We start from the raw sequence: 25922 nt of genomic DNA, 5'->3' as shown, positions 1-25922 counted from the left end.
TTGAGGATATGCGCAAAAGCCTCATAATTCCAAGCAGTTTGTGCAGTGCGGGATCATATAATGCTGCATAGCAGGCAAAATATGCTGCGCAGCAGCGGCCAGCCCGCCGGCATGGCGACGCGCGACCTGCTTGGCGCGCATGGGCGCCATGCCGATTTCCGGTTTGACTTGGGTCATGGAAAGGGCAAGAAAAGTCGTCAACAATGCCCAAAAACATGACAGCTCGAAGTCTGGAGAAGAAAATGTCCTCTGCCAATTCCATCGTTGTCGCCAGTGCCGCACGCACGGCCGTCGGCTCCTTCAACGGTGCCTTCGCGGCCACGCCGGCGCATGAACTCGGTGCTGTCGTCATCAGGGAACTCCTGGCGCGCGCGGGTGTCGAGGCAACCGAGGTCGACGAGGTCATCCTCGGCCAGGTGCTGACCGCCGCCCAGGGCCAGAACCCGGCCCGCCAGGCCTCGATCATTGCCGGTCTGCCCAAGGAAACCACCGCCTGGGGCCTCAACCAGGTTTGCGGCTCGGGCCTGCGCGCCATCGCGCTCGGCATGCAGCAGATCGCCACCGGCGACGCCAAGGTGATCATCGCCGGCGGCCAGGAATCGATGTCGCTGTCGCCGCACGCGCAGCACCTGCGCGCCGGCGTGAAGATGGGCGACTACAAGATGATCGACACCATGATCAAGGACGGCCTGTGGGACGCCTTCAACGGCTATCACATGGGCAACACCGCCGAGAACGTCGCGCGCCAGTTCCAGATCACCCGCGACGATCAGGACCAGTTCGCGCTGGCCTCGCAGAACAAGGCCGAGGCCGCGCAGAAGGCCGGCAAGTTCAAGGACGAGATCGTGGCCTTCACCATCAAGGGCAAGAAGGGCGACACCATTGTCGACCAGGACGAATACATCCGCCATGGCGCGACGCTGGACGCCATGACCAAGCTGAAGCCGGCCTTCGACAAGGAAGGCACCGTGACCGCCGCCAACGCCTCAGGCATCAATGACGGTGCGGCCGGCGCGCTGCTGATGAGCGAAGCGGAAGCCGCAAGGCGCGGCATCACTCCGCTGGCACGCATCGCGTCCTGGGCGACCGCCGGCGTCGATCCGGCGATCATGGGCACCGGACCCATCCCCGCCTCGAAGCGGGCGTTGGAAAAGGCCGGCTGGTCGGTCGGCGATCTCGACCTGGTCGAGGCCAACGAGGCCTTCGCCGCGCAGGCCTGCGCCGTCAACAAGGGCATGGGCTGGGATCCCTCGATCGTCAACGTCAATGGCGGCGCCATCGCCATCGGCCATCCGATCGGCGCCTCGGGCGCCCGCGTCTTCAACACGCTGGTTTTTGAGATGCGCCGCCGCGGCGCCAAGAAGGGCCTCGCCACGCTGTGCATCGGCGGCGGCATGGGCGTCGCGCTCTGCGTGGAGGCGCTCTGAAAAGACGATGACCGGGCGGCGCGAGCCGCCCGCGCCATATCCAATGCCTGCCAAGCCCGAAAACAGGGCGATATCAAAAAGGGGAAATGCATGACCAAGGTAGCAATCGTCACGGGCGGATCGCGCGGCATCGGCGCGGCGATCTCGATCGCTTTGAAGACCGCCGGCTATTCGGTTGCCGCCAACTATGCCGGCAATGACGAAGCGGCGGCGAAGTTCAAGGCCGAGACCGGCATTCCGGTCTACAAATGGTCGGTCGCCGACTATGACGCTTGCGCCGCCGGCATCAAACAGGTCGAGGCCGACCTCGGCCCGGTCTCGGTGCTGGTCAACAACGCCGGCATCACCCGCGATGCCATGTTCCACAAGATCACCCGCGACCAGTGGAAAGAGGTCATCGACACCAACCTGTCGGGTGTCTTCAACATGACGCATCCGCTGTGGAACGGCATGCGCGAGCGCAAGTTCGGCCGCGTCATCACCATCTCCTCGATCAATGGCCAGAAGGGCCAGGCCGGCCAGGTCAACTATTCCGCCGCCAAGGCCGGCGACATCGGCTTCTCGAAGGCGCTCGCCCAAGAGGGTGCCCGCGCGGGCATCACCGTCAACGTCATCTGCCCCGGCTACATCGCCACCGAAATGGTCAAGGCCATCGACGAGAAGGTCCTCAACGAGCGCATCCTGCCGCAGATCCCGGTCGGCCGCCTCGGCGAGCCGGAAGAGATCGCGCGTTGCGTCGTCTTCCTGGCCTCGCAGGATGCCGGCTTCATCACCGGCTCGACCATCACGGCCAATGGCGGCCAGTACTTCGTCTGACGGCGACGCCACGCTCGGCAACCGCCTCGCCGCCTGACAATGCGATTGTCAGGCGGCGAGTTTCAGTTGGGGGCCGGCTTCAGACTTGGCGGCCCCCACTGACCCTGGCTTGCCTGAAGGCGCGGGAACTTGCGCGAGCGGCGCACGGCTAAGCCCTGACAGTTTCAGCGCGATGCGACGCTTCATGACCGGGCTGAGGTTCACCATCGAAAGCACGAGGTTGCGCAGGAACCGCTTCACCGGATTGCGAGCAAGTGCCATGCCGGTCATCCTGCCCGCGAGGTTGAGGACCTCCTGCGCGGCCGGGCGGCGCAGCGTTTCATAAAGGTCGAGTTCCGTCTCGGAACGAACGCCGTTCACCACATCGCCAAGCAACCGGCCAAGCACGACCGCATCGATGATGCCTGTGTTCATGCCTTGCCCGCCCGCTGGACTGTGGACATGGGCGGCATCGCCCATCAGAAGCAGCCGGTCCTTGCGATAGGCCCGGACCAGGCGATGATGAACGCGGAATCGCGAACTCCAGCTGATGCCAAGCACCCTGGCTCTCTTTCTGGTCGGTCCGCGGCTGTCGAGCAACGCCTGGATGTCGGCGACATCGGGCTTTTCCGGCGCCTCATCCATTGTCGCGACGACACGATATGATCCGTCCGGAAGCGGCGCCACCACCACCAGTCCGGCTGGGGCAAAGAACAGCGATACTTCTGTCGGCCCCACCGGCCAGTCCAGGCGAACGTCTGCCAGTACAAACGAGCCATCATAGGCCTCGCCGTCGAATTCGATGCCTGTCGACTTACGCACCAAGCTCTGCATGCCGTCGGCACCGACGACGTAGCGCGCCAATATGATTTTCTCTTGGCCGTTTTCGACCACTGTCACACGCGCGCCATCGCTGTCTTGAGTGACAGCCACAGCCTCGACCTCACGATGAATGGTGCCGCCAAGGGCAGAGATCCGCTCGGCGAACACCTGCTCTGTCAGGTTCTGCGGCAGCATCATCAAATAGGGATGCCTTGATGGGAGCTTGCCGAAATCGAGCTTGAGAAGCGCTCTGTTTCGGTCGCGTATGGCGAAATCTTCCAACTTCACGGAAAGCTCACTCAGCTGCTGGGTAACGCCGAGCGGTTCGAGCGATTCCAGCGTCTGTGCATGGATGACACCGGCGCGCGACGTCTGCAGGCCGTGCGCAAGCTTTTCGATGAGCACGTGATCGACATTGGCTTGATGCAGAGCAATCGACAGCGCCATGCCGGTCGGACCGGCACCGATGATCACGACTTCAGTTTTCTTGGGCAGCATTTTTCCATCTCCATTTATCAACGGTCGTTGACTTTTTAGTGAATCACGTTGCATTTGTCAACAGTCGTTGGCATATGCATCTCCATGACCGAGAACCAGCCGAAAAAAATCACCAAGTCAGACCGTACACGGGCTCAAATCCTCGAAGCCGCGCGCCAGCTTTTCGCTGAGCGAGGCTATGACGGCGCCTCCATCCGAGACGTTGCAGCACAGGCCTCGATCGATCCGGCGATGGTGATCCGTTATTTCCACAGCAAGGACGAATTGTTCGCCAGGGCGGCGGTCGTGAACCTGCAACTGCCCGATCAGCGGATTGATCCGGCCGCTATCGGCGAAACGCTGATCAGGCGCTTTCTCGTGAATTGGGAAGGCCCGGCCAACGGGCCCGGCATGATAATCCTGCTTCGCTCGGCAGCATCGAACGAGCACGCGGCCGAAAAAGTCCGTGATGTCTTCGCCAACCAGGTGAGGCCCATGATTGCTTCAATAGGCGACCCGGCGGATGCCGGCCGGCGCGCCGGGTTGGTTGCCAGCCAGTTGCTGGGTCTCGCCATGTGCCGATATCTGCTGCGGCTTGGGCCGGTGGTCGCGCTATCCCATGAAGAGATCATCCGAAATGTCGGGCCAGTGCTGCAACACTACGCCATGGGATCATGACGCGCATCGAATAATCCACTCGGTACGTGTCGATTGTGCCTAAGCGAGACAGAAAGGTTAATGGCGGCGGCGCCGTCTGTGCGAACCCTGTGGGCAAGCCTGTGAATGCTCGGTGGATAAGCTGTTCACAACACAAGATATTGAGGGAACAAAACGGGAAAATAGCGCCGGCGCTGATTTGTCGCCGATTCGTTCCGGCTTTGAGCGGAAGTTAACGTTAATGGCCCGGAATCGCCTGCAGCATCTTAACGGGAAATTCAGAAAGATTAACAATTTCATAATCTTGAGCGATGGTCACCGATCCGCTCCTTTCATTTGCCGGCAAAAGTTAAGGGCGAAGGTCACCCAGCATAAAACGGGCCAGTTCGGCGATTCAGCATGTGGTGAGACTCAGGGTCACAAAATCCATATGTAGCCGTGAACAAAAGCTGAATCTGAGCGAGTCGCCGATTCGTCGCTGATTCGTTCCAGACTCGTTCCATCAGTTAAGCAGCAGCCAAATTAGCGCCAGACAGAGTTGCTGTTCGAGCCACCGGTGGAACATTCCGCTTTCGCTTCGCGCCCGAAATCCCTATGTGTCGCCTGTCATACGCGCCATCCAGGGTGCGCTCCCGACAACAAGAGGCCAGAAAGCCTTATTTCCGAGCCGATGAACATCCAGCCGAAACACACTGAGCCGCTGATCCTGTCGGGCCGCGACGTGACCGCCGTGCTTGGGCCGACCAACACCGGCAAGACCCATCTCGCCATCGAGCGCATGGTGGCGCACGAGACAGGCGTCATCGGCCTGCCGCTCAGGTTGCTGGCCCGGGAGGTCTATACGCGCGTCTGCGAAAAGGTCGGCGCCCACAAGGTCGCGCTGATCACCGGCGAGGAGAAGATCCAGCCGCCGGGCGCCAAATATTCGGTCTGCACGGTCGAAGCCATGCCGCGCGAGACCGACGCCGCCTTCGTCGCCATCGACGAGGTGCAGCTCGCCGGCGACCTCGAGCGCGGCCACATCTTCACCGACCGTATCCTGCACCTGCGCGGCCGCCAGGAAACGCTGCTGCTGGGTGCCGCCACCATGCACGGCATCCTGCAGCGCCTGCTGAAGGGCGTCTCGGTGGTGACGCGGCCTAGGCTGTCGCATCTGGCCTATGCCGGCTCGAAGAAACTGACCCGCCTGCCGCGCCGCACCGCGATCGTCGCCTTCTCCGCCGATGAGGTCTACGCCATCGCCGAGCTGATCCGTCGGCAGCAGGGCGGCGCCGCCGTCGTGCTCGGCGCGCTCTCGCCGCGCACCCGCAACGCCCAGGTGGCGCTGTTCCAGTCGGGCGATGTCGACTATCTCGTCGCCACCGACGCCATCGGCATGGGCCTCAACCTCGATCTCGACCATGTCGCCTTCGCCCAGAACCGCAAATTCGACGGCTACCAGTACCGCAACCTGACGGCGGCCGAACTCGGCCAGATCGCCGGCCGCGCCGGCCGGCATCTGCGCGACGGCACCTTCGGCGTTACCGGCCAGGTCGACCCGCTCGACGACGACCTCGTCAAGAAGATCGAGAGCCACGACTTCGATCCGGTGAAGGTTCTGCAGTGGCGCACCGCGCATTTCGACTTCGCCAGCCTCGATGCGCTGAAGCGCTCGATCGAGACCAACGCGCCGGTCGAGGGCCTGACGCGCGCGCTCCCGGCGGTCGACGCACAGGCGCTCGAATATCTCTCCCGCGACGAGGACATCCGCGCGCTCGCCACCGATGCCAAGCGCGTGGCGCTGCTGTGGGAAGCCTGCGCGCTGCCAGACTACAGGAAGATCGCGCCGGCCCAGCATGCCGACCTCATCGCCTCGATCTACATGGACCTCGCCCGCCACGGCCATGTCGACGAGAACTACATGGCCGAGCAGGTGCGCCGCGCCGACACAACCGAGGGCGACATCGACACGCTGTCCCACCGCATTGCCCAGATCCGCACCTGGACATTCGTGTCGAACCGGCCCGGCTGGCTGGCCGATCAGGCACACTGGCAAGAAAAGACGCGCGAAATCGAAGACAGATTGTCGGATGCGCTGCATGAGCGGTTGACGAAACGCTTCGTAGACCGCAGGACTTCCGTCCTCATGCGGCGCCTTAGAGAAAATACCATGCCTGAAGCCGAAATCAGTCCTACCGGAACCGTCCTTGTCGAAGGCCATCATGTCGGCGAGTTGCAAGGGTTCCGCTTCACCGCCGACCAGACCGCCGGCGGCGAAGACGCCAAGGCCGTGCGCACGGCCGCGCAAAAGGCGCTGGCCGCCGAATTCGAGGCGCGTGCCGAGCGCTTTGGCGCCTGCGCCAATGGCGACCTCGCGCTTGGCTCGGACGGCACGTTGCGCTGGATCGGCGCGCCGATCGGCACGCTGGTTTCGGGCGAGGACGCGCTGAAGCCGCGCCTCGTGCTGCTGGCCGACGAACAGCTGACCGGCCCGGCCCGCGACAAGGTCGCCGCGCGCGCCGAACGCTTCGTCAATTTCCAGATTGAGTCGCTGCTGAAGCCGCTGGTCGATTTGAAGAACGCCGACCAGATTTCCGGCATCGGCCGTGGCATCGCCTTCCAGCTGGTCGAGAATTTCGGCCTCATCAACCGCCGCGACATCGCCGAAGAGATGAAGTCGCTCGACCAGGAAGGCCGTGCCGCCCTGCGTCGGCTCGGCGTGCGCTTCGGCGCCTATCACGTCTTCGTGCCCGCGCTGATCAAGCCGGCCCCCGCCGGACTGGTGACCTTGCTATGGGCGCTGCAGAATGACGGCAAGGACAAGCCGGGTTTCGGCGACGTCGTCCACGCGCTGGCGTCGGGCCGCACCTCGGTGGTCATCGATCCTGCCTTCGACAAGGCCTTCTACAAGCTGGCCGGCTACCGCAATCTCGGCCGCCGCGCCGTGCGCATCGACATTCTGGAACGGCTGGCGGACCTCATCCGTCCGGCGACCAACTGGAAGCCCGGCCTCGGTCAGCGCCCGGACGGCGCCTATGACGGCCAGTCCTTCATGGTGACGCCGCCGATGATGTCGATCCTCGGCGCCACCGCCGACGACATGGAAGAAATCCTCAAGGGCCTGGGCTATCGCGCCGAGCCGAAGCCGGCGGCGGAGGTCAAGGCGCGGCTCGAGGCGCAGGACAACGCTGCGCGTGAAGCCGCCGGGGCCAAGCTTGCGGCGGAAGAAGCCGCGCGCGCCGAGCAGGCCAAGGCTGCGGAAGCCGCGGCAACGGATGCAGCCGCCGAGGCGGCGGTCGAGGGTTCGGAGCCGGCTGTTGCCGAGACCGCCATCGAAGCGCCGGCCGAGACCATCGCGGAAGTGGCGGCGGAGCCGGTCGCGGAAGCGCAACCGGAAACTCCGGCCGAGGCCGTGGAAGAGCCCACAACAGAGCCTGTCGCCGAAGCGGCTGCTGAACCTGCTGCCGAGCCAGAGGCGGAAGCCATCGCTGACGTCATCGTCGCCCAAAGCGCCGACGCCCTTACCTCCCCCTCGATGGGGGAGGTCGCGGCGCGAAGCGACGCGGGTGGGGGTGATGGCGCTGACGGTGCAGATGTAACTGCCGAAGCCAGCGCGGCCCCCACCCCGGCGCTGCGCGCCGACCCTCCCCATGAGGGGGAGGGTGAAGTGGCCGAGGCGCCCAAGCCGATCCTGTTGTGGCGTCAGGGCCGTTTCGAACAGCGCCCGCGTCATCACGAGGGCCGCAACAACCGCCAGCGCAACGGGCAAGCCCGTGGACGCGGCAATGCGTCCGCCGATGCCGCCGGCGCACCGGCCACGGCTGCACCAGGAGAACGTCCCGCCCAGGAAGGGCGGCGCGATGGCGCCGGCAAGCCGCGCTTCGACCGTTCGAAGTTCAAACCCAAGCCGCAGGGTGAAGGCGAACAGCGTCGTGACGGCCGCCCGCAGGGCGATCGTCCCGAGCGCCGCGAAGGCCGGCCCGAGGGCAAGGGTGGTCCCGATCGCGGCAAAGGCGGCGCAAAGCCCGCATTCCAGCCGAAGCCGCGCGAGGAACGTCCGGTGCGCTTTGATCCGGATTCGCCCTTCGCCAAGCTCGCCGCCTTGCGCGACCAGTTGAAGAAGTAGGCTCGGAGCATGATCCCGAAAAGTGGGAACCGGTTTTCGGAACAAGGTCATGCTCCAACAGAGAGATAGCTCGTGGTGATGGTTGCCGAAGGCCGCCAGCGCATCGACAAATGGCTATTCTTCTCGCGCGCGGTGAAATCGCGCTCGCTGGCCGCCAAGCTGGTCGTCGCCGGACGCGTGCGCATCAATCGCGACAAAGCAGCGCAGGCCTCCGATCTGGTCAAGCCGGGCGACGTGCTGACCATCACGCTCGACCGGCGCATTTTCGTCTGGAAGGTGCTCGGCGCCGGTGTACGGCGCGGCCCGGCCGAGGAAGCCCGCACCCTCTATGAGGACATGTCGCCGCCACCCACTCCGAAGGGCGAGGCGCTCCCCGACGCCATACCGGCGCTGCGCGAGGCCGGCAGCGGCCGCCCGACCAAGAGAGAGCGCCGCCAGACCGACCGCTTGCTTGGCGAAGATTGAGGCTTGCCGGCAAGATCGCGGACCGCGATCCCGGCGCAACGGCGGACGCAGGAAAGGACCGAACCCGGCAAACAGGACGCTCTCCGGCGCATCAGCCGCCTCGCCGCGCCTACCGCCTGGAATTCCATTCCACAAACACCGAAGCAGCCGGGCAATCGCAACCCTTGCAAGCGGGAGACAAAGGCGTTACCTCACGGAAAAAGCCCAAGAAAACTGGCCCATTAAGCTGGGACCTCCCGGAGCCGACCGATGACCTATGTCGTGACCGACAATTGCATCAAGTGCAAATATATGGACTGCATCGAGGTCTGTCCGGTCGACTGCTTCTACGAAGGCGAGAACATGCTCGTCATTCATCCCGACGAATGCATCGACTGCGGCGTCTGCGAGCCCGAATGCCCGGCCGACGCGATCAAGCCCGACACCGAGCCAGGTCTCGACAAATGGCTGCAGATCAACACCGAATATGCCGAGAAATGGCCCAACATCACCGCCAAGAAGGAACCGCCGGCCGACGCCAAGACCTTCGACGGCGAGGCCGGCAAGTTCGAGAAATACTTCTCCGCCGAGCCCGGCGAAGGCGATTGACAAGTCGGCCGTAAAGGCTTGTATGACGCAGCGTAACAGGCACGTCGGATTAACCGCCTTGACAGGCGGCGATTGGTTGTGGCCTTCGCTTATGCAGCAAAACCTTGATTCTTCCGACTTTTTGTGTTACATCAGCGAAACATGCCGGTGACACAACGTCGATTTATGGCGCAGACGCCCCAAATCACTGAAAGGTGAAAATCCCATTCCGGACCAGAGCGATCTGGGTCAGGCGGTCGCAGTTCGTGCGGTTTGCCGGTCCCGGCCTTTCCGGTGGGTTCATCTGTTGTGCGGCTAACGATCGGTTTCCCCGGTCGCACGAGTTCAGCCGGCACCGCCGCCGGCCCACAACAAGGAGTTCAGGGCGTAATGGCAACGATCACCCCGCAGAAGAAGTCCACTGGTGCGCGTCACGGTTTCAAGACCGGCGAATACATCGTCTATCCGGCGCATGGTGTCGGCCAGATCGTATCGATCGACGAGCAGGAAGTGGCCGGCCATAAGCTGGAACTGTTCGTCATCGACTTCCAGAAGGACAAGATGCGCCTGAAGGTGCCGGTCGCCAAGGCGACCTCGATCGGCATGCGCAAGCTGTCGGAAGAGGATTATGTCGAGCGCGCGCTGAAGGTCGTGCAGGGCCGCGCCCGCGTCAAGCGCACCATGTGGTCGCGCCGCGCCCAGGAATATGATGCCAAGATCAATTCGGGCGACCTGATCTCGATCTCGGAAGTCGTGCGCGACCTCTACCGCGCCGACAACCAGCCGGAGCAGTCCTATTCCGAGCGCCAGCTCTATGAAGCGGCGCTCGACCGCATGGCCCGCGAGATCGCGGCCGTCAACCGCATGTCGGAAACCGAAGCCGTGCGCCTGATCGAGGTCAACCTCAACAAGGGCCCCAAGCGCGGCGCCAAGGCCGACAATGAGGAAGCCGAGCAGGAAGAAGCTGCCTGAGCTCCTGAGCCCTTAAGTTCACGAAAAACCCGGCCTCGCGCCGGGTTTTTTGTTTCTCGGACGGGGCAAGGGGCCAAGCCTACGCCGGACCGCCGCCTTCCTTCTCCGCCTCCTGCTTCAGCGTCGCGATGAACCGCTTGGTCCGTTCGCGCTCGGGGTTGCCGAACAGCACGGCGGACGGCCCCTGCTCGACAATGACGCCGGCATCGAGGAATACCGCTTCCTCAGCGATCTTGGAGGCAAGCCGCAGATCATGCGTCGCTATCACCATGGTTGTGCCTTCGCTGGCGAGCTTGCCAAGCACGTCGACCACCTCTTGCGCCAGTTCCGGATCGAGCGCCGAAGTCGGCTCGTCGCACAGCAGCACTTTCGGTGACGGCGCGAGCGCCCGGGCGATCGCCACGCGCTGCTGCTGGCCGCCCGACAGCGTCGCCGGCCAGGCATCGGCCTTGTGCGCCATCCCGACCTTTTCCAGCAAAGCGAGCGCCCGCTCGCGCGCCTTCTCCGTCGGCCATTTCAGCACTGTCACCAGCCCTTCCATGACATTCTCGATGGCGGTGCGATGCGGGAACAGCTGGAAGTTCTGGAACACCATGCCGGTCTGCAGGCGCAGGCGCCTGATGTCGGCGGCAGGCACCTTGATGCCCGGGCGAAACGCCAGCGTCTCGTCGCCGATGCGCACCGTGCCCGAGGTCGGGATTTCCAGGAGGTTGATGCAGCGCAGGAGCGTGCTTTTTCCCCCGCCCGACGGGCCGACAAGGGCCGTGACGCTGCCTTCGGCGATGGCGACGGTCACGCCCTTCAGCACCAGATTGTCGCCGAAGCGCTTTTCGATGTCGGTGAGGCCGATCATGCGCGCGCCTCCAGGAAGCCGCCATAACGGTTGAGCCGCCCCTCCAGCCGCGTCTGCAAGGCCGACAGCACCGAGCTCATCGCCAGATAGAGGATCGCCGCCTCGACATAGAGGATCAGCGGCTCATAGGTGGTGGCGACGATGCGCTGCGCCGCCTGGAACATCTCCGGCACGGTGATGGCGGCGGCCAGCGACGTGTCCTTGACCAGCGAGATGAAGGTGTTGGAGAGCGGCGGCACAGCGACCCGTCCGGCCTGCGGCAGGATGGTGCGCCGCATCGCCTGGCTCCAGGTCATGCCGATCGAATAGGCGGCTTCCCATTGGCCTTTCGGCACCGAGCCGATGGCCGCGCGGATGATCTCCGACGTGTACGCGCCGATATTCAGCGTGAAGCCGATCAGCGCAGCGGTAAAAGCGTCAAGCAGGATGCCGACCGACGGCAGACCGTAGAAGATCAGGAACAGCTGCACCAGAAGCGGCGTGCCGCGGAAGATCCAGACATAGAAGCGCACGAGCATGACCAGCGGCTTCGGCCCGAACAGCCGGCCAAGTGCCGCGCCGAGGCCAACCGTCAGGCCAAGGACGAAGGACAACAGCGTCAACGGCACGGTGAAGATCAGGGCGGCCCACAGCAGCGAAGGCAGCGACTCCAGCATCAGTTGCAGCCAGTGCGGCACGAAAGACCTCCAGAATGGTCGAGATGGCTTCATCGAAGCGCGAATGCGTCAGCCATATCACGACAAAAGCGGCGAGCCGTCAAAGACGGCCCGCCGCTGGATGCATTGCAGGAGCGACAAACTCGCCCCCCACTCAAACCTATTTGGAAACGTCCTGGCCGAAATAGGTGTCGGCGATCTTCTTGTAGGTGCCGTCGGCCTTGATGTCGGCCAGCGCCTTGTTGATGGCGCCAACCAGTTCCGGATCGCCCTTGCGCACGATGACGCCGGAATAGTCGGCGTTTTCCTCTTGCGCGGCGATCTTCACATTGGCGTCGGGCTTGTGCTTCTTGAAGTCGAGGAACGACAGGCTGTCATTGATCGTGGCGTCGGCGCGGCCGGTCAAAAGCAGCTGGATCGACTGGTCGAAGCCATCGGTGCCGACCAGTTCGGCGCCGTTCGCCTCGGCCAGCTTGCCGAAGTTCGACGTCAGCGACTGCGCCGACTTCTTGCCCTTGAGATCGGCGAAGGTCTTGATGTCGGTGTTGTCGCCTCGCACGATCAGCACTGCCTTGGAGGCGATGTAGGGGTCGGAGAAATCATACTTCGCCTTGCGCGCGTCGGTGATGCCGACTTCGTTGATGACGGCGTCGTAGCGCTTGACGTCGAGACCGGCGATCAGCCCGTCCCATTTGCCCTCGAGGAATTCGACCTTGACGCCGAGCTTGTCGGCGATCGCCTTGGCGATCTCGACGTCGAAGCCGACCAGCGCGCCGGACGCGTCATGGTAGGTGAAGGGCGCGTAGGTACCTTCCGTGCCGACCTTGATGACGCCAGCCTGTTTGATCTGATCGAGATTGGCGCCGGCGTGACCCGCGGTGACCGCCAGGGCCTGCAGGGTTCCGGCGACGATAAGCGACTTGAGCCATTTCATTTTTTTGTGATCCCGTCCTTAGCCTGACATCAGGTCTGTTGTGAGGGCTGGAAAATGACAGATGCGAGCCGAAAGAATAAGGAACCAGATTTCAAAAACAAAGAAGTTCCGAAACCAATTTCTCCAAAAGCGATTTTCTGCAGCGTCTGGCGTCCCCGGCAACCGCGTCGAAATCGCCCGGACAGCATCCCTCTCCCGCCCGCGCCAGCGGAACCTTTCTCGCACGCCGCAGTTTTGGCTGTTCTAGGGCGCGACGCCGCGATTTCAACCGGTGCCCTGCCAAGTTCGTAACGTCGGCTATCGGTTCAGCCAGGGAGCGCCTCATGATGGAAGACACGGCAGGACGGATCATGGTCCGCGCGGCGATGCGGGCTCCCTATCTCGAACGCGACGAGGAGCATCGGCTGGCCCTGCTCTGGAAGCAAGGCAACGACCAAAACGCCCTGCACAGCATTACCGTCGCTCATATGCGGCTGGTCATTTCCATGGCCTCGAAATTCCGCCATTACGGCCTGCCGCTCGGCGACCTGATCCAGGAAGGCCATGTCGGCCTGCTTGAGGCCGCCGCCCGTTTCGAGCCCGAGCGTGAAGTGCGGTTTTCGACCTATGCGACGTGGTGGATCCGCGCCTCGATGCAGGATTACATCCTGCGCAACTGGTCGATCGTGCGCGGCGGCACGAGCTCGGCGCAGAAAGCCCTGTTCTTCAACCTGCGACGTCTGCGCGCCCGGCTGGCGAACGGCGCCGAGCCGCTTTCCAACGCAACCCTCTACCGCGAGGTGTCGGTTGCGCTCGGCGTCTCTGAGGCTGACGTGGCGATGATGGATTCACGGYTGTCGGCGCCCGACTCCTCGCTCAATGTACCGCTCGCCGACGATGCTGGCGCGACCGAGCGGATGGACTTCCTGGTTTCCGACGATCCCCTGCCCGACGAGATCGTCGGCGACAAGATCGATGTCGCACGCCGCTCGCTTTGGCTGAAGGAGGCGCTCCATGCGTTGAACGCGCGGGAACTCAGGATCATCGAGGAACGCCGACTGAACGACGAGGGCGCCACGCTCGAGGCGCTCGGCGAGACGCTCGGCATTTCCAAGGAGCGCGTCCGCCAGATCGAGGCCCGCGCCATGGAAAAGCTGAAGGTGGCGCTGGTGAAGCAGAACCCGGAATTTCTGGCGACGGCCGCCTGATCTCGCTCGACAACTCTTATTTGTCGGTGACGATCTTGACCTTGTCGCCGGCCGAAACCGCGGCACCCGGCGACAGCGCGTTGAGCACCCGGAACAGGTCGAGCTTGCGGTCGACGCCGACCATCTGCGCGGCGAGCGAGCCCATCGTCTGGCCCGGCTGCACCGTGAGCACGCGGATATGCAGCGGCTTCAGGGCCGCCTTCTCAGCAGCACTCAGGATACGGAACGACCCGCTGACCGAGCGCGCCACCGTCTCCAGCGAGGTGCTGGCCGAGGGCGCCGCGGTCAGCAGCCGGTAGACCTGGCCGCCGGCACGGATCACCGCGATATCGAACTGCCAGCCCTCGGCGCTGGCATGCGCGGTCGCGGCTTCGTTGCCGTTGATGGTTTCCTGCTTGACGCTGCTGTCGTCGAGACCTGCCACCCAGCCGCTTCTGATGTAGTCGGTCAGGGCGCGGTTCTTGTCGATCGAGACGCCGTCGAAGCGGATCGCGATGTCGCCCGGCCCGGTCGCCGTCACAGCCGCCGCCGAATTGTCGATGATGAAACCGTCCGGCACCGTGAACGACACGCCGAGGCCCGGATGAAGGAACGTCTCGCCGCGCACATAACCTTCCTCCGGCGTGTCGCCATAGAGCAGGCCGTCTATGCCGGCGAGGAAGGAATCGCGGTCGCGCGTGCCGACGCCGGGCGCGCCGAACTGGCGGGCATGGCGCTGCGCCAGATCAATGCGCTGCGGCGTGTTGGGGTGCGTGGCCAGGAAGTCGAGGCTGGCGTCGGTGGCGCCGCTGATCGAGCGGAAGTCGGTGTAGGCCGACATCGACTGCAGGAAGCGGCCGGCGGCATAGGGATCATAACCGGCTTCACCGATCGACTTGATACCGATGGCGTCGGCTTCCAGCTCCTGGTTACGCGAGAACTGCGCCAGCCGGAGCTTGCCGCGGATCAGCGCCGCCTTGGCGGTCGGGCTGTCGCCGAGGACGTCCGAAACCACTTTGGTTGCCAGGCCTTCCTCGGCTTCCAACTGCTGGCGCTGCAGGCCGTGATTGGCGGTGACGTGGCCCATCTCATGCGCGATGACGGCGGCAAGCTCGGACGAATCATTGGCCAGCGCCAAAAGGCCGCGCGTGATGTAGAGATAGCCGCCGGGCAGTGCGAAGGCGTTGACGTTGGGCGAATTGAGGATGGTGATGCGATAGGTCTGTGTCGGGTTGGCCGAGACAACGGTCAAATTGCCGACGACCTTGGCGACCATGCGCTCGAGCTTGGGAYCGGAATATTCGCCGCCATAGGTCGCCAGGATGCGCGGATGCTGCGCCTTGGCGAGTTCGGCCAGCTTGTTGTTGGCGCCGACATTGTCGACGGTGATCGGCCTGTCGGACGGCTGGAAGCCGGATTCCTGGACCTCCGGAGGCGTGAACATCTGGCAGCTTGCCAGCGCCACGGCAAAGCCGGCCAGCGCCAGAAAGCGCACCAGCGGATTCATTCGCAGCTTGTCGACGCCGATCGCCAGAGCGGCTTCCTTTCAGGTCCCGGCGCATGAACAGGAAAATCGGGGGCGATCTTCGGAACCTGTCATGCGCAAAAAAACAAATTTCTACGGCACCCGTCACACGTCCCTCGGGGCATGTGACGGGTGCAGTAGGCAAATCACGGCCTGTGCCGGACCAGTAGGGCGGACCTAGCCACACTACTTCTGCCATGGCAAGCAAGCGTCCCATCGCCTGAGATCGGTTTGACCGTAAATTATGTCCGCTTCCGGGCAATATCTCGTGATACGGCATTGCCGGCACTTGTGCCGATATAGCGCCGGAACGCCTCCGGACCAGCCCCGGCAAAGAAATCGTCCGCGCTGCCGATGGCCGCGATGGCGCCATCGTCCAGAAACACCACATTCTGGCCGATTCGGCGGGCATCCTCAGGCTGATGCGTGACGAACAGCACGGTCATGCCGCGTTCGGCGTGCACACCGGCGACCAGATCGAGCATATCATCGCGCAAGGCCGGACCCAACGAGGCAAAGGGTTCGTCGAGCAGCAGCACCGGCCGATCGCGCACCAGCACCCGCGCAAGCGCGACGCGCTGGCGTTCGCCGCCTGAGAGTTCGCGCGGCAAGCGCTTTTCCTTGCCGCCAAGGCCAGTGCGCGCAAGCGCGCCGGCGATCGCCTCGCGGTCGGTCTCGGTCAGCCGCAGCGACGGCGAGCGGCCGAGCCCGACATTCTGCTCGACGGAGAGATGGCCAAAAAGGTTGTTTTCCTGAAACACCATCGACACCGGCCGCGCGGCCGGAGGATCGGCGCCGACATCGGCCCCGCCGATCAGCACGCGGCCCGACTGCGGCGCCTCGAAGCCGGCAACCAGATTGAGCAGCGTCGACTTGCCCGAACCGCTCGGCCCCATAATGGCGGTGATTTCGGCAGCCGCGAAAGCGACATCGAAGGCGAGCGGCGCCTCGCCATAGCTGAACGAGACCTTGTCCAGCCGCACCGGAACACCCTTCCCTCTCATCGCCCCGTCAGACATTGCCGGCCTTTTCCCTCCCCAGCCAATCCGCCGCCAGCACCAAGGCAAGGCAGACCAGGCCGAGCAACAGCGCCAGGCCGGCGGCGTCCTCGGTGCGGTAGCTGCCCATGCGCGAAAGCAGAAGGTAGGGCAAGGTCTGCACGGAATCACTGCCGAACAGCGCGATGACGCCGAGATCGCCGAGCGACAGCGCCATGGCGAAAGCGAAGGCCGTGGCGAGCGGACGCCGCAATGACGGCCAGTCGACCAGCCGCAGCCTCGCCCAGCCGGCAATGCCGAGCTGCGCGCAGAGCCGTTCGTGACGCTCGCTCGCCGCATCATAGGCGGGGCGGACGGCACGCAGCGCGAAGGGCATCGCCATGACGGCGTTGACGGTGACGACCATGACCGGTGCGATGGCAAAGACATCGCCGGCATGGCGCAGCAGCAGGAACCAGCCGGCGCCGATGACGATCGGCGGCACGACCAGCACAAAACCCGCGCCGGTATCCGTGGCATGTTCGAGCAGCGCTCTTGGACCGGCGCGACGGTTCAACGCGAGTGCCCGGCGCGCCATGGTCAGCGCCAGCGACAGCATCACCGAAAGCAGCGCCGACAGGAAGGCCAGCAACGCACTGGTCAGCGTCGCCTGCCGGACAGCGGCCTCGCCCGCCAGCCGGCCGAGATCGGCACCCAACCCTGCAATCACCGTGGCAGCCATCGGCCCGATAACGAACAGCAGCGCCAGCACGATGAGCGCGGCGTTCAGCATGGTCTCGGTGCCGTTGACGGAGAGATAGCGGCGCGGCGCGACCGGCAGGTTGGTGTCGCCGACGACATTGGCGCCAAGCCGCGTCAGCGCCAGCACCACGATGAAGGTCAACGCGATCTGCAGCAATGTCAGCGCGACCGCTCGCGCCGGATCGAAATCGAAGCGCAGCGCCTGGTAGATGCCGACCTCCAGCGTCGTCGCGGCCGGCCCACCGCCCAGCGTCAGCACGATGGTGAAGGATGTGATGCACAGCATGAAGACCAGCCCGGCGACACCCGGCAGAGCGGCGCGCAGCGTCGGCCATTCGATCAGCCGGAAGGCCGGCCGCGCCGCCATGCCGAGCTGGCTTGCCAGCCGCCATTGGTCGGCGGGAATGGTCTGCAGCGCCTCGAGGAACAGCCGCGTCGCCAACGGCAGATTGAAGAAGACATGGGCGACGAGAATGCCGGACAGGCCGTATATGCCTGGCCAGCCCTGGCCGCCGACGGCGCTGAACAGCCCGGCGAAATAGCCGGCGCGGCCGTAGAGCGCCAGGATACCGAGCGCCGCGACGATCGCCGGCAGCGCCAGCGGCACGGCGAAAAGCTGCAGGATGAAGGCGCGGCCGAAGAAGCGCGGATGCCGCGACAGCGCGCGCGCCACGAACAGGGCCGGGCCGACAGAAAGCAGCGTCGATAGGGCGGCCTGCCAGAGCGTGAAGCGCACGACGCGCAGCAGGTAGGGATCGAAGGCCGCCCAGGCGCCCGAAAAGTCATGGGCGCCTTCGACGAGCAGACCGGCAAACGCGCCGCCGATCAGCAGTGTGATCGCGGCGAGCGCGAGGATGCCGGCGCGAACGCGGGAGTCAGAGGACGCGCGCCTTCCACCCTCCCCCTTGCGGGGAGGGTCGGATCGCGGATGCCGCAAAGCGGTGTCCGCGATCCGGGGTGGGGGTGAGTCTGGGCTCAGCGTCGGCACCCCCACCCCGCTCCGCTTCGCGGATCGACCCTCCCCACAAGGGGGAGGGTGAAGCGCGCGCTCATTTGCTCATCACCGCCAGCCATTCATCGACCCAGGCCTTACGGTTAGCGGCGACCTCCTCGGGGCTGAACAGCAAGGTCTTGGTCGGCTTGACCAGTTTGTCGAAGGCCGGGTTGAGCGGCTTGTCGGTCTTCCCGGCCGGGAACATCCAGTTGGTCTCGGGGATCGCGTCCTGGAATTTCGGGCCGGTCATGAAAGCGATGAACTTTGCCGCCAGCGGGTTCTTCGCCCCCGTGGTGGTGATGCCGGCGACCTCGATCTGCAGATACTCGCCTTCCTCGAAGGAAGCCGCCTGGTAGCGCTGCGTGTTCTCGGCGACCATGTGGTAGGCTGGCGACGTCGTATAGGACAGCACCATCGGCGCTTCGCCCTTGGTGAACAGGCCATAGGCCTCGCTCCAGCCCGGCGTCACGGTCAGCACCTTCGTCTTGAGCTTGGCCCAAGCTTCCGGCGCCTTGTCGCCATAGACCGACTTCACCCACAACAGCAGCCCGAGGCCCGGCGTCGAGGTGCGCGGATCCTGGATGACGATCTTGTCGTCGGCGCTGCCTTCGACCAGCTCCTTCAGGCTCTTGGGAGGCGTCTTCAGCTTTTCGGTGTCGTAGACGACAGCGAAATAGCCGTAGTCGAAGGGAACAAAAGTATCGTCGCTCCAGCCACCCGGCACGTTCACGTCGCTCACCACGCCATGCGGCGCAAACAACCCGCTGGCCTTGGCATCGGCGGTGAGATTGGTGTCGAGGCCGAGCACGATATCGGCCTTGGTCGAGGCGCCTTCGAGCTTGACGCGGTTGAGCAGCGCGACGCCGTCAGCAACCGAGACGAACTCGACGTCGCAGCCGCATTGGGCTTCGAAATCCTTCTTCACCACGGGGCCTGGACCCCAGTCGGCGGTGAAGCTTTCATAGGTGTAGACGGTGAGCTTGTCCTTGGCCAAGGCCGGCCCGGACAACACCACAGCCAGGGCTGAGACAAGAGCGGATAAAAGCGTGCGCATCGGCGCCTCCTTCGTTCGAATTGAAAGGAATTGAGGCGTCGGACTGTCCGAAACGTCTAATCCCTCCGCCGGTACAAACCGGATCAGGTTCAGCGGGTTGGCGAGATTGCCTCTCAGCCGGTCCGCGAAGATCGCGTCCGGCACCCCGTTAGAGCGTTTCGACACATAGGCCCGGCCGAGGAACCGCGCAAGTGGCAGTTTGCCGGCCTTCCGTTTCCGGTGCCGGGCTGGTACAGGCCACACGATATGAGCACATTCACCATCCTGCTTGGCGGCGATCTCATCCGCACGCCCCGGCTCGACCGCCATGTCGAGGGCACGCGCGTGATCGCCGCGGATGCCGGCATCGGCCATGCACGGCTGCTCGGCCTCGTGCCGGAACTGTGGGTAGGCGATTTCGATTCGGTGCCGGCCGATCTGCCGGAGGAGCTCGCCGCCGTCCCCCGCCGGACCTTCCCGGCGGAAAAGGACAAGACCGATGGCGAACTGGCCATCGCCGCGGCCCTCGAGCGCGGCGCGACCCGCCTTGTGCTGGCAGGTGCGTTCGGCGGCAAGCGCGCCGACCATGCCTTCCTGCATCTGGCGCTTGCCCTGCGCCTGGCTGAGACCGGGACGGAGGTGCTGCTGACCAGCGGTGCCCAGGAAGGCGTGCCCCTGCTGTTGGGAAAGGCCGGCTTCGACTATGCCGACGGCACGCTGTTTTCCATCCTCGGCTTCTCCGAACTTGCCGGCCTGACCGTCACCGGCGCCAAATGGCCGTTGAACCAGGTCGAGGTGGCCTTCGGTTCGTCACTGACCATCTCCAACGAGGTCAAGTTCGACAAGACCGGAGGCCGCCTCGAAATCGCGCTCGGCCACGGCCGCGCGTTGCTGCTTGCGCATCCGTATCCATTACCTGAAAGCTGACATGGCTCCGCCTCTTCTCAATCTCGACGGGATAAAACTGACCTTCGGCGGCACGCCGCTGCTCGATGGCGCCGCCCTGACAGCCTCGGCCGGCGACAAGATCGCTTTGGTCGGCCGCAATGGATCCGGCAAGTCGACGCTGCTCAAGATCGCCGCCGGCCTGATCGAGCCACAGGACGGCGAGGTGTTCCGCCAGCCTTCGGCGACCGTCCGCTATCTGCCGCAGATGCCCGACATGGAGGGCTTTGCCACCGTGCGCGCCTATGTCGAGGCGGGACTTGGTCCGGCAGATGATCCCTACCGCGCCTCCTATCTGATGGAGCATCTCGGCCTGTCGGGCGAGGAACGGCCGGGCGATCTCTCGGGCGGCGAGGCCAGGCGCGCTGCCCTTGCCCGTGTCATGGCGCCGGAACCCGACATTCTGCTGCTCGATGAGCCGACCAACCATCTCGACCTGTCCGTCATCGAATGGCTGGAAGAGGAGCTCGTGCGCACCTCCTCGGCGCTCATCGTCATTTCGCACGACCGCCGTTTCCTCGAGCGCGTGTCGCGCGCCACTGTCTGGCTCGACCGTGGCCAGACCCGCAGGCTGGACAAGGGTTTTGGCCATTTCGAGGAATGGCGCGACCTGGTGCTGGAAGAGGAAGAGCGCGAGCAGCACAAGCTCGGCCGCCAGATCGTGCGCGAGGAGCATTGGCTGCGCTATGGCGTGACGGCGCGCCGCAAGCGCAACATGCGCCGGCTGGGCGAGTTGCAGACCATGCGCCAGCGTTTTCGCGGCCATCGCGGCGCCGAAGGCACCGCGAACATGGTGGCGAGCGACGCCGCCGAGTCCGGCAAGCTGGTGATCGAAGCCAAGAACATCGAGAAGAGCTTTGGCGATCTCAATGTGGTCAAGGGCTTCTCGACGCGGATCCAGCGTGGCGACCGCGTCGGTCTCGTCGGGCCGAACGGCGCCGGCAAGACGACGCTTCTGAAGATGCTGACCGGCGAATTGGCGCCGGACGCCGGCTCGGTCCGGCTCGGCACCAACCTGGAAATCGCCACGCTCGACCAGAAGCGCGAGGCGGTCGATCCGCAGGAGACGCTCGCGCAATACCTCACCGACGGGCGCGGCGAAAACCTCGTCATCAATGGCGAGCAACGCCATGTCGTCTCCTACATGAAGGATTTCCTGTTCAAGCCGGAGCAGGCGCGCACGCCGGTGCGAGAATTGTCCGGTGGCGAGCGGGCGCGGCTGATCCTGGCGCGCGTGCTGGCGCGGCCGGCGAACCTCCTCGTGCTCGATGAGCCGACCAACGATCTCGACATGGAGACGCTGGAATTGCTGCAGGAACTGGTTGCCGGCTTCGCCGGCACCGTCATCCTGGTCAGCCACGACCGCGATTTCCTCGACCGAACCGTGACCAGCATCATAGCGCCGGACGGCGGCGGCCGCTGGGTCGAATATGCCGGCGGCTATTCCGACATGCTGGCGCAGCGCGGCGGCACCAGGCTCGACGACCGCAAGGCGCGCGCCAAGGCTGAAGCCGCCGATGCGCCGGCGCCGGGCAAGAGCGAACCGGCAGCCCCGAAAGGGCCGGCAAAGAAACTGTCCTTCAAGCAGAAATTCGCCCTGGAATCGCTCCCCAAGAAGATCGAGGCGGTGACCGCATCGATCTCGCGGCTGGAGAACAATATCGCCGACCCCGCCTATTACGAGCGCGATCCGGCGTCGTTCCAGAAGACCATCGCCGCCCTCGACAAGGAACGCGCGACGCTAGCCGCGCTCGAGGAAGAGTGGCTGGAACTGGAAATGCTGCGCGAGGAGATCGAGGGGTGAGGAGCGTTCGGCCGTAGGCCGATCAATCGACAACAGTTTGTCGATTGAAGCGACGAACCCCCGGAGCCCACCCGCAGCCAGGCGCTCGATTATTGCACCAGCACGATAATGCGCATACATTATGCGCATGTTGCGGAGGCCATTATGCGTAAGATTGCCTTGAATGCGATCCGTCAGCCAGCCAATCTGTCGATCGACTCGAACCTGATGAGGGAAGCCAAGGGGCTGGACGTGAATGTCTCGCGCGCCGCGGAAGCCGGCATCGCGGAGGCGGTGGCTGCCGAAAAGACACGGCTTTGGAAGCTTGAGAACCGGGCCACGATGGATGCCTGGAACGATTATGTCGAAAAGAACGGCATCCCCTTGGAAGAGCACCGGCAGTTCTGATGCCCCGCTATGATGTCTTCGCCGGTCGGATCGAAGGCAACTATCTGCTCGACGTTCAATCCGACCTGCTCGACAATTTCAAGACGCGGGTAGTCGTCCCGCTGCTGCCGGTCGCTGCGGTGCCGCCGCCGATGCGAAAGCTTCACCCGATCTTCGAGATCAACGGCCGGAAGCTGGTCATGGCGACACACCTGATTGCCACCGTCCCGGCGAGCGAACTGGGTGAAAGTCGGCTGAACCTGACAAAGTACCACGACGACATCGTCGCCGCGCTCGACATGCTGTTCCGGGTTTCTGAGCAATTCCAGGAAAAGTGTGACGCGATTTTCCGTCCGGAATTGCGTCAAGACAAAGAACGAAGGCGACCGTTACTCCGCCTTCTCAGCCCGCCGTCTTCGCCTGCCAGGCCTTGATCGCCTCGTCGAACACCTTCTCGCCGGGAATGCCCTTTTCCATCGTCAGCAGCGCCCGCCGTCCGGTCTTGTAGACGACAGGCACGTCGATCCAGTCCTGGCCACGCAGCAGGGTCATGTTGGCGTCCTCGTCGGCCTTGGTGTCGTTCAGCGCGACGAGGAAGAAGCCGTCGGCGATCTTGGCCGGAATGCCGATCAGCGGGCTGCCGGCATCCTGCTCGGAGCTCTTCATGGCAACGCGCAGGATGTTGTCGACACCGCCGCCCTCGAAACCGTCAGGCGTCAGGAAGATCATCTCGATGATATGGCTGGCCGGCAGCGTCTGGTCGGTGTTGCGGCGGATGGTCATGCGCAGCTGGATGTCCTTGCCGGGGATCGTCGCCTCGGCGCGGATCGCCGGCTCGGGCGGCAGATCGCCGCCGGGCGATTCCTGCACCAGCGACCAGACGATGCTGCCGGGCTCGGCCGAGCCCTGCGCGGTGCTCGTGCGCTCCTCATAGAAGATCGCCTTCTGGCCGACCGGCACCGAGGTCTGCGTCGCCGGGGCAGCCGCCGGTGCCGCGGGCGTGGCGCCCGCCGGAGCGGGCGGCGGTGTGGCGGCGGCATCGGCCGGCGCCGCGGGAGCGGTTCCGTTGGCGGGCGGTGTTGCCGCGGGCGCGGTGCCTGCCGCAGGTGCGGTCGCAGCAGGCGTCGCCGCGGCTGGCGCTGCCGGGGGCGCGGCTGCAGCCGGGGGCGGATTGGCCGGCGCATTCGTTGCCGAGGGCGGCGTCGTCAGCGCGGCGACGGATTCACCCTCGCCTATGCCGGTTTGTCCACCGGCCGGGCCGGGGTCGGTCTCGCCGCCTTCGGGCGTCAGCCGCTGCGTGAATTTCGTCCCCTCGGCACCTGCCGCGGGCGCCGGTGGCGTCGCGGCGGCATCGGTTGCAGGCTTCGTCGGCGCCGGCTTCACCGGTTCGGTCTTGGCGACGACCTTGCTACCGCCCAGGCCCAGCATCTTGCTGAAGGCGTCCTTGTTGAGCCAGATGCCATAGCCACCGCCGGCGACCACCAGCAAGGCGACGACGGCCGCGATCAGCCCGCCATAGCTGCGCCTGCGCTCGGCCGGGCGCAGGCGGAAAGTATCGGCTGCCGCCGGTTCCTCATCGTTCGGGAAGACGTCGGCGCGGTCATCGTCCTGGTCCGCATCCATGCCCGGCAAGGCATGATCGGCGAGATCCGGGGCCACCGGTTGCACCGGCGTGGGCTTCTGCCAGCTCGGCTCGGTCTTGGCGGCGGGCGGCGCGGGCCGGTATGGTTCCGGCTTGGCGGCTGGCGGCGGCGCGGGACGGGTGGACTCCGGCTTCGCGACTGGCGGCGCCGGCCACGCCGACTCGGCCTTCACCGGCTGGCGCGCGTGGCTTGGCTGGTTCTTGTTGCGGTCGATCGAGGAAAAGATGTGTTCCAGCTCGGCGAGCGGATCCGTTTCCGGCACGCTCTTGGCATACTCGCGCTCAACGCTCGTAATAGCGTTTTCCAGTGAGCGCTTTTGCGCGCTTATGGCCTCGGTGGCAAGCGGCGGCGAATATTCCGCAAGCTTCTTGGCCAGCATGGAACGAACGCTCTCATAGATGCGCGTACGCTTTTCGGGCGTCTCGTCGCCGTGCTTGTCGAGCGCCTTTTTCAGAACAGCAACAAAATCTGCCATGCTTCAGTCGACCTGTATTTTGCTTCCGCGCCGGCCCCCGCAAATCAGCCGCGATGCCCGGAAAGGCTCCAGAAACTAGTCTTGAAACGGATCGGTCACAAGTATCGTATCGTCCCGTTCCGGGCTGGTAGAGAGGAGTGCCACCGGCGCGCCGATCAACTCCTCTATGTATCGGACATATTTGACGGCCTGGGCCGGAAGATCGTTCCAGCTGCGCGCGCCGGCAGTGGTGCCTTTCCACCCTTCCAGCGTCTCGTAGACCGGTTCGACACGGGCTTGCGCGCCCTGGCTGGCCGGCAAATAGTCGATCATCTCGCCGTCGAGGCGATAGCCGGTGCAGACCTTGATCTCGTCCAGCCCGTCGAGCACGTCGAGCTTGGTCAATGCGATGCCCTTGATGCCGTTGACGGCGACAGCCTGGCGCACCAGCACCGCGTCGAACCAGCCGCAGCGGCGCTTGCGCCCGGTGACGACGCCGAATTCATGGCCGCGCGTGCCGAGGAATTCGCCGATCTCGTTCTTCTGTTCGGTCGGGAACGGACCTTCGCCGACGCGCGTCGTGTAGGCCTTGGTGATGCCCAAGACATAGCCGATGGCGCCCGGACCGACGCCCGAACCGGCGGCGGCCTGGCCGGCCACCGTGTTCGACGAGGTGACGAACGGATAGGTGCCGTGGTCGATATCGAGCAGCGTGCCTTGCGCGCCCTCGAACAGGATGCGTTCGCCGGCGCGGCGCTTGTCGTCGAGTATCTTCCAGACACGGTCCATATAGGGCAGGATCTCGTCGGCGACCGAGGTCAATTCGGTCATGATCGCGTCATGCGTGACTTCGCCATGGCCAAGCCCGCGGCGCAGCGCATTGTGGTGCGTCAGCAGCCTGTCGACCTTCAGGGGAAGCGTTTCCAAATCCGCCAGATCCATCACCCGCACCGCGCGCCGACCCACCTTGTCCTCATAGGCCGGACCAATGCCCCGGCGGGTCGTGCCAATCTTCGTCCCGGAATTTGACGCGGCGTCCTCGCGGAATCCGTCCAGCTCCCGGTGCAGCGACAGGATAAGCGCTGTGTTTTCGGCTATTTTCAGGCGCTCGGGCGTCACCTCGACGCCTTGCGCCTTGAGCTTCGCCACTTCGGCCACGAAAGCATGCGGGTCGAAGACCACGCCATTGCCGATGATGGACAGCTTGCCCTGCCGCACGACGCCTGACGGCAACAGCGACAGCTTGTAGACCTTGCCGTCGACGACCAGCGTGTGGCCGGCATTGTGGCCGCCCTGGAAACGCACCACGACATCGGCGCGCTCCGACAGCCAGTCGACGATCTTGCCCTTGCCTTCGTCGCCCCACTGCGAGCCGACGACCACCACATTGGCCATGTTTCTTTTCCCTTGAGACGCCGCCGAGCGGCTTGGATATGGTTCGAAACGACAGGCCTCTATAGCGTCAAGACCTCGCGAGTGCGACCTTTCTTTGCCGCCGAAAATGCCCTGAGGCACAACAATTT

The 25922-nt window shown here is 64.6% G+C and carries 23 protein-coding genes and 1 riboswitch; of the genes, 13 read left to right on the top strand and 10 right to left on the bottom strand.

Annotated features, from left to right (window positions below; genetic code table 11):
* Positions 1 to 60: 60 nt before the first annotated feature.
* The 3 genes from AC1DPX_RS07320 (at position 61) to phbB (ending at position 2243) form a co-directional block, all read left to right on the top strand.
* Complete coding sequence (locus AC1DPX_RS07320) at positions 61 to 219, top strand: hypothetical protein (RefSeq protein ID WP_477235502.1); 159 nt, start codon at positions 61 to 63, stop codon at positions 217 to 219.
* Positions 220 to 242: 23 nt separating this feature from the next.
* Positions 243 to 1427 (top strand): acetyl-CoA C-acetyltransferase, encoded by a 1185-nt coding sequence (locus tag AC1DPX_RS07315; protein ID WP_202357480.1) that lies wholly within the window; start codon positions 243 to 245, stop codon positions 1425 to 1427.
* A gap of 90 nt (positions 1428 to 1517) precedes the next feature.
* Positions 1518 to 2243, top strand: coding sequence for an acetoacetyl-CoA reductase (gene phbB / locus AC1DPX_RS07310; protein ID WP_202357479.1), 726 nt, complete (start codon positions 1518 to 1520; stop codon positions 2241 to 2243).
* Positions 2244 to 2291: 48 nt separating this feature from the next.
* On the opposite strand, the gene AC1DPX_RS07305 is transcribed toward phbB, so the two are convergent.
* Complete coding sequence (locus AC1DPX_RS07305; protein WP_477235500.1) at positions 2292 to 3542, bottom strand: FAD-dependent oxidoreductase; 1251 nt, start codon at positions 3540 to 3542, stop codon at positions 2292 to 2294.
* Positions 3543 to 3626: 84 nt separating this feature from the next.
* Here AC1DPX_RS07305 and AC1DPX_RS07300 point away from each other — a divergent pair, with 84 nt between their 5' ends.
* The 5 genes from AC1DPX_RS07300 to AC1DPX_RS07280 all read left to right on the top strand — a co-directional run bounded on the left by AC1DPX_RS07300 (position 3627) and on the right by AC1DPX_RS07280 (position 10287).
* A complete protein-coding gene (locus AC1DPX_RS07300) occupies positions 3627 to 4199 on the top strand; it encodes a TetR/AcrR family transcriptional regulator (RefSeq protein WP_202357477.1) in 573 nt (190 codons plus the stop codon).
* A gap of 649 nt (positions 4200 to 4848) precedes the next feature.
* On the top strand, positions 4849 to 8283 hold the full coding sequence (locus AC1DPX_RS07295) for a helicase-related protein (RefSeq protein ID WP_477235498.1): 3435 nt from the start codon (positions 4849 to 4851) through the stop codon (positions 8281 to 8283).
* 78 nt (positions 8284 to 8361) lie between these two features.
* A complete protein-coding gene (locus AC1DPX_RS07290) occupies positions 8362 to 8748 on the top strand; it encodes an RNA-binding S4 domain-containing protein (protein WP_202359277.1) in 387 nt (128 codons plus the stop codon).
* A 249-nt stretch (positions 8749 to 8997) separates the two neighbouring features.
* Positions 8998 to 9336 carry a ferredoxin FdxA gene (fdxA, locus tag AC1DPX_RS07285; RefSeq protein WP_008873823.1) on the top strand — a complete coding sequence of 113 codons (339 nt, stop codon included), beginning with the start codon at positions 8998 to 9000 and terminating at the stop codon, positions 9334 to 9336.
* A 369-nt stretch (positions 9337 to 9705) separates the two neighbouring features.
* The gene (locus AC1DPX_RS07280) at positions 9706 to 10287 is read left to right on the top strand and encodes a CarD family transcriptional regulator (RefSeq protein WP_010911999.1); all 582 of its coding nucleotides are present in this window, start codon (positions 9706 to 9708) and stop codon (positions 10285 to 10287) included.
* Positions 10288 to 10366: 79 nt separating this feature from the next.
* Here AC1DPX_RS07280 and AC1DPX_RS07275 read toward each other — a convergent pair whose 3' ends face one another.
* The 3 genes from AC1DPX_RS07275 to AC1DPX_RS07265 all read right to left on the bottom strand — a co-directional run bounded on the left by AC1DPX_RS07275 (position 10367) and on the right by AC1DPX_RS07265 (position 12730).
* Positions 10367 to 11140: an amino acid ABC transporter ATP-binding protein gene (locus AC1DPX_RS07275; RefSeq protein WP_477235496.1), complete on the bottom strand. Its 774-nt coding sequence runs from the start codon at positions 11138 to 11140 to the stop codon at positions 10367 to 10369.
* Complete coding sequence (locus AC1DPX_RS07270; protein ID WP_477235494.1) at positions 11137 to 11817, bottom strand: amino acid ABC transporter permease; 681 nt, start codon at positions 11815 to 11817, stop codon at positions 11137 to 11139. The genes AC1DPX_RS07275 and AC1DPX_RS07270 overlap by 4 nt, the downstream gene beginning before the upstream one ends.
* Before the next feature lie 139 nt (positions 11818 to 11956).
* Complete coding sequence (locus AC1DPX_RS07265; RefSeq protein ID WP_202357473.1) at positions 11957 to 12730, bottom strand: amino acid ABC transporter substrate-binding protein; 774 nt, start codon at positions 12728 to 12730, stop codon at positions 11957 to 11959.
* A gap of 323 nt (positions 12731 to 13053) precedes the next feature.
* Here AC1DPX_RS07265 and AC1DPX_RS07260 point away from each other — a divergent pair, with 323 nt between their 5' ends.
* Positions 13054 to 13917 (top strand): RNA polymerase factor sigma-32, encoded by an 864-nt coding sequence (locus tag AC1DPX_RS07260; RefSeq protein WP_477235492.1) that lies wholly within the window; start codon positions 13054 to 13056, stop codon positions 13915 to 13917.
* A gap of 16 nt (positions 13918 to 13933) precedes the next feature.
* Here the strand turns inward: AC1DPX_RS07260 and AC1DPX_RS07255 are convergent, their stop codons facing one another.
* The 4 genes from AC1DPX_RS07255 to thiB form a co-directional block, all read right to left on the bottom strand.
* On the bottom strand, positions 13934 to 15403 hold the full coding sequence (locus AC1DPX_RS07255; protein ID WP_477235490.1) for a M48 family metalloprotease: 1470 nt from the start codon (positions 15401 to 15403) through the stop codon (positions 13934 to 13936).
* Positions 15404 to 15663: 260 nt separating this feature from the next.
* Positions 15664 to 16440 carry a thiamine ABC transporter ATP-binding protein gene (gene thiQ / locus AC1DPX_RS07250; protein WP_477235488.1) on the bottom strand — a complete coding sequence of 259 codons (777 nt, stop codon included), beginning with the start codon at positions 16438 to 16440 and terminating at the stop codon, positions 15664 to 15666.
* Positions 16433 to 18097: a thiamine/thiamine pyrophosphate ABC transporter permease gene (gene thiP, locus AC1DPX_RS07245; protein WP_477235486.1), complete on the bottom strand. Its 1665-nt coding sequence runs from the start codon at positions 18095 to 18097 to the stop codon at positions 16433 to 16435. Before thiP ends, thiQ begins: the two co-directional genes overlap by 8 nt.
* A 112-nt stretch (positions 18098 to 18209) precedes the next feature.
* Positions 18210 to 19208, bottom strand: coding sequence for a thiamine ABC transporter substrate binding subunit (gene thiB, locus AC1DPX_RS07240; protein ID WP_477235484.1), 999 nt, complete (start codon positions 19206 to 19208; stop codon positions 18210 to 18212).
* Between the two features lie 43 nt (positions 19209 to 19251).
* Positions 19252 to 19366: riboswitch (TPP riboswitch) on the bottom strand.
* Positions 19367 to 19454: 88 nt separating this feature from the next.
* On the opposite strand from thiB, the gene AC1DPX_RS07235 reads away from it, so the two are divergent.
* The 4 genes from AC1DPX_RS07235 (at position 19455) to AC1DPX_RS07220 (ending at position 22736) form a co-directional block, all read left to right on the top strand.
* Entirely contained in the window at positions 19455 to 20114 is a 660-nt protein-coding gene (locus AC1DPX_RS07235; RefSeq protein ID WP_477235483.1) for a thiamine diphosphokinase, read from the top strand.
* 1 nt (position 20115) lies between these two features.
* Entirely contained in the window at positions 20116 to 21936 is a 1821-nt protein-coding gene (locus AC1DPX_RS07230; RefSeq protein ID WP_477235481.1) for an ABC-F family ATP-binding cassette domain-containing protein, read from the top strand.
* A gap of 144 nt (positions 21937 to 22080) precedes the next feature.
* The gene (locus AC1DPX_RS07225) at positions 22081 to 22323 is read left to right on the top strand and encodes a type II toxin-antitoxin system CcdA family antitoxin (RefSeq protein ID WP_096451168.1); all 243 of its coding nucleotides are present in this window, start codon (positions 22081 to 22083) and stop codon (positions 22321 to 22323) included.
* Positions 22323 to 22736, top strand: coding sequence for a CcdB family protein (locus AC1DPX_RS07220; RefSeq protein WP_477235479.1), 414 nt, complete (start codon positions 22323 to 22325; stop codon positions 22734 to 22736). Before AC1DPX_RS07225 ends, AC1DPX_RS07220 begins: the two co-directional genes overlap by 1 nt.
* Here the strand turns inward: AC1DPX_RS07220 and AC1DPX_RS07215 are convergent.
* Positions 22705 to 24420 (bottom strand): hypothetical protein, encoded by a 1716-nt coding sequence (locus tag AC1DPX_RS07215; RefSeq protein WP_477235477.1) that lies wholly within the window; start codon positions 24418 to 24420, stop codon positions 22705 to 22707. The two genes, AC1DPX_RS07220 and AC1DPX_RS07215, sit on opposite strands and share 32 nt — an antisense overlap.
* 75 nt (positions 24421 to 24495) lie before the next feature.
* Positions 24496 to 25794, bottom strand: a complete 1299-nt coding sequence (locus AC1DPX_RS07210) for an adenylosuccinate synthase (protein WP_202357463.1) — start codon at positions 25792 to 25794, stop codon at positions 24496 to 24498.
* Positions 25795 to 25922: the final 128 nt, after the last annotated feature.

The organism is Mesorhizobium sp. 01N446 (assembly GCF_056399285.1).
The sequence above is the reverse complement of the archived record's forward strand: the minus strand, read 5'-3'. Positions and strand labels throughout refer to the sequence as shown.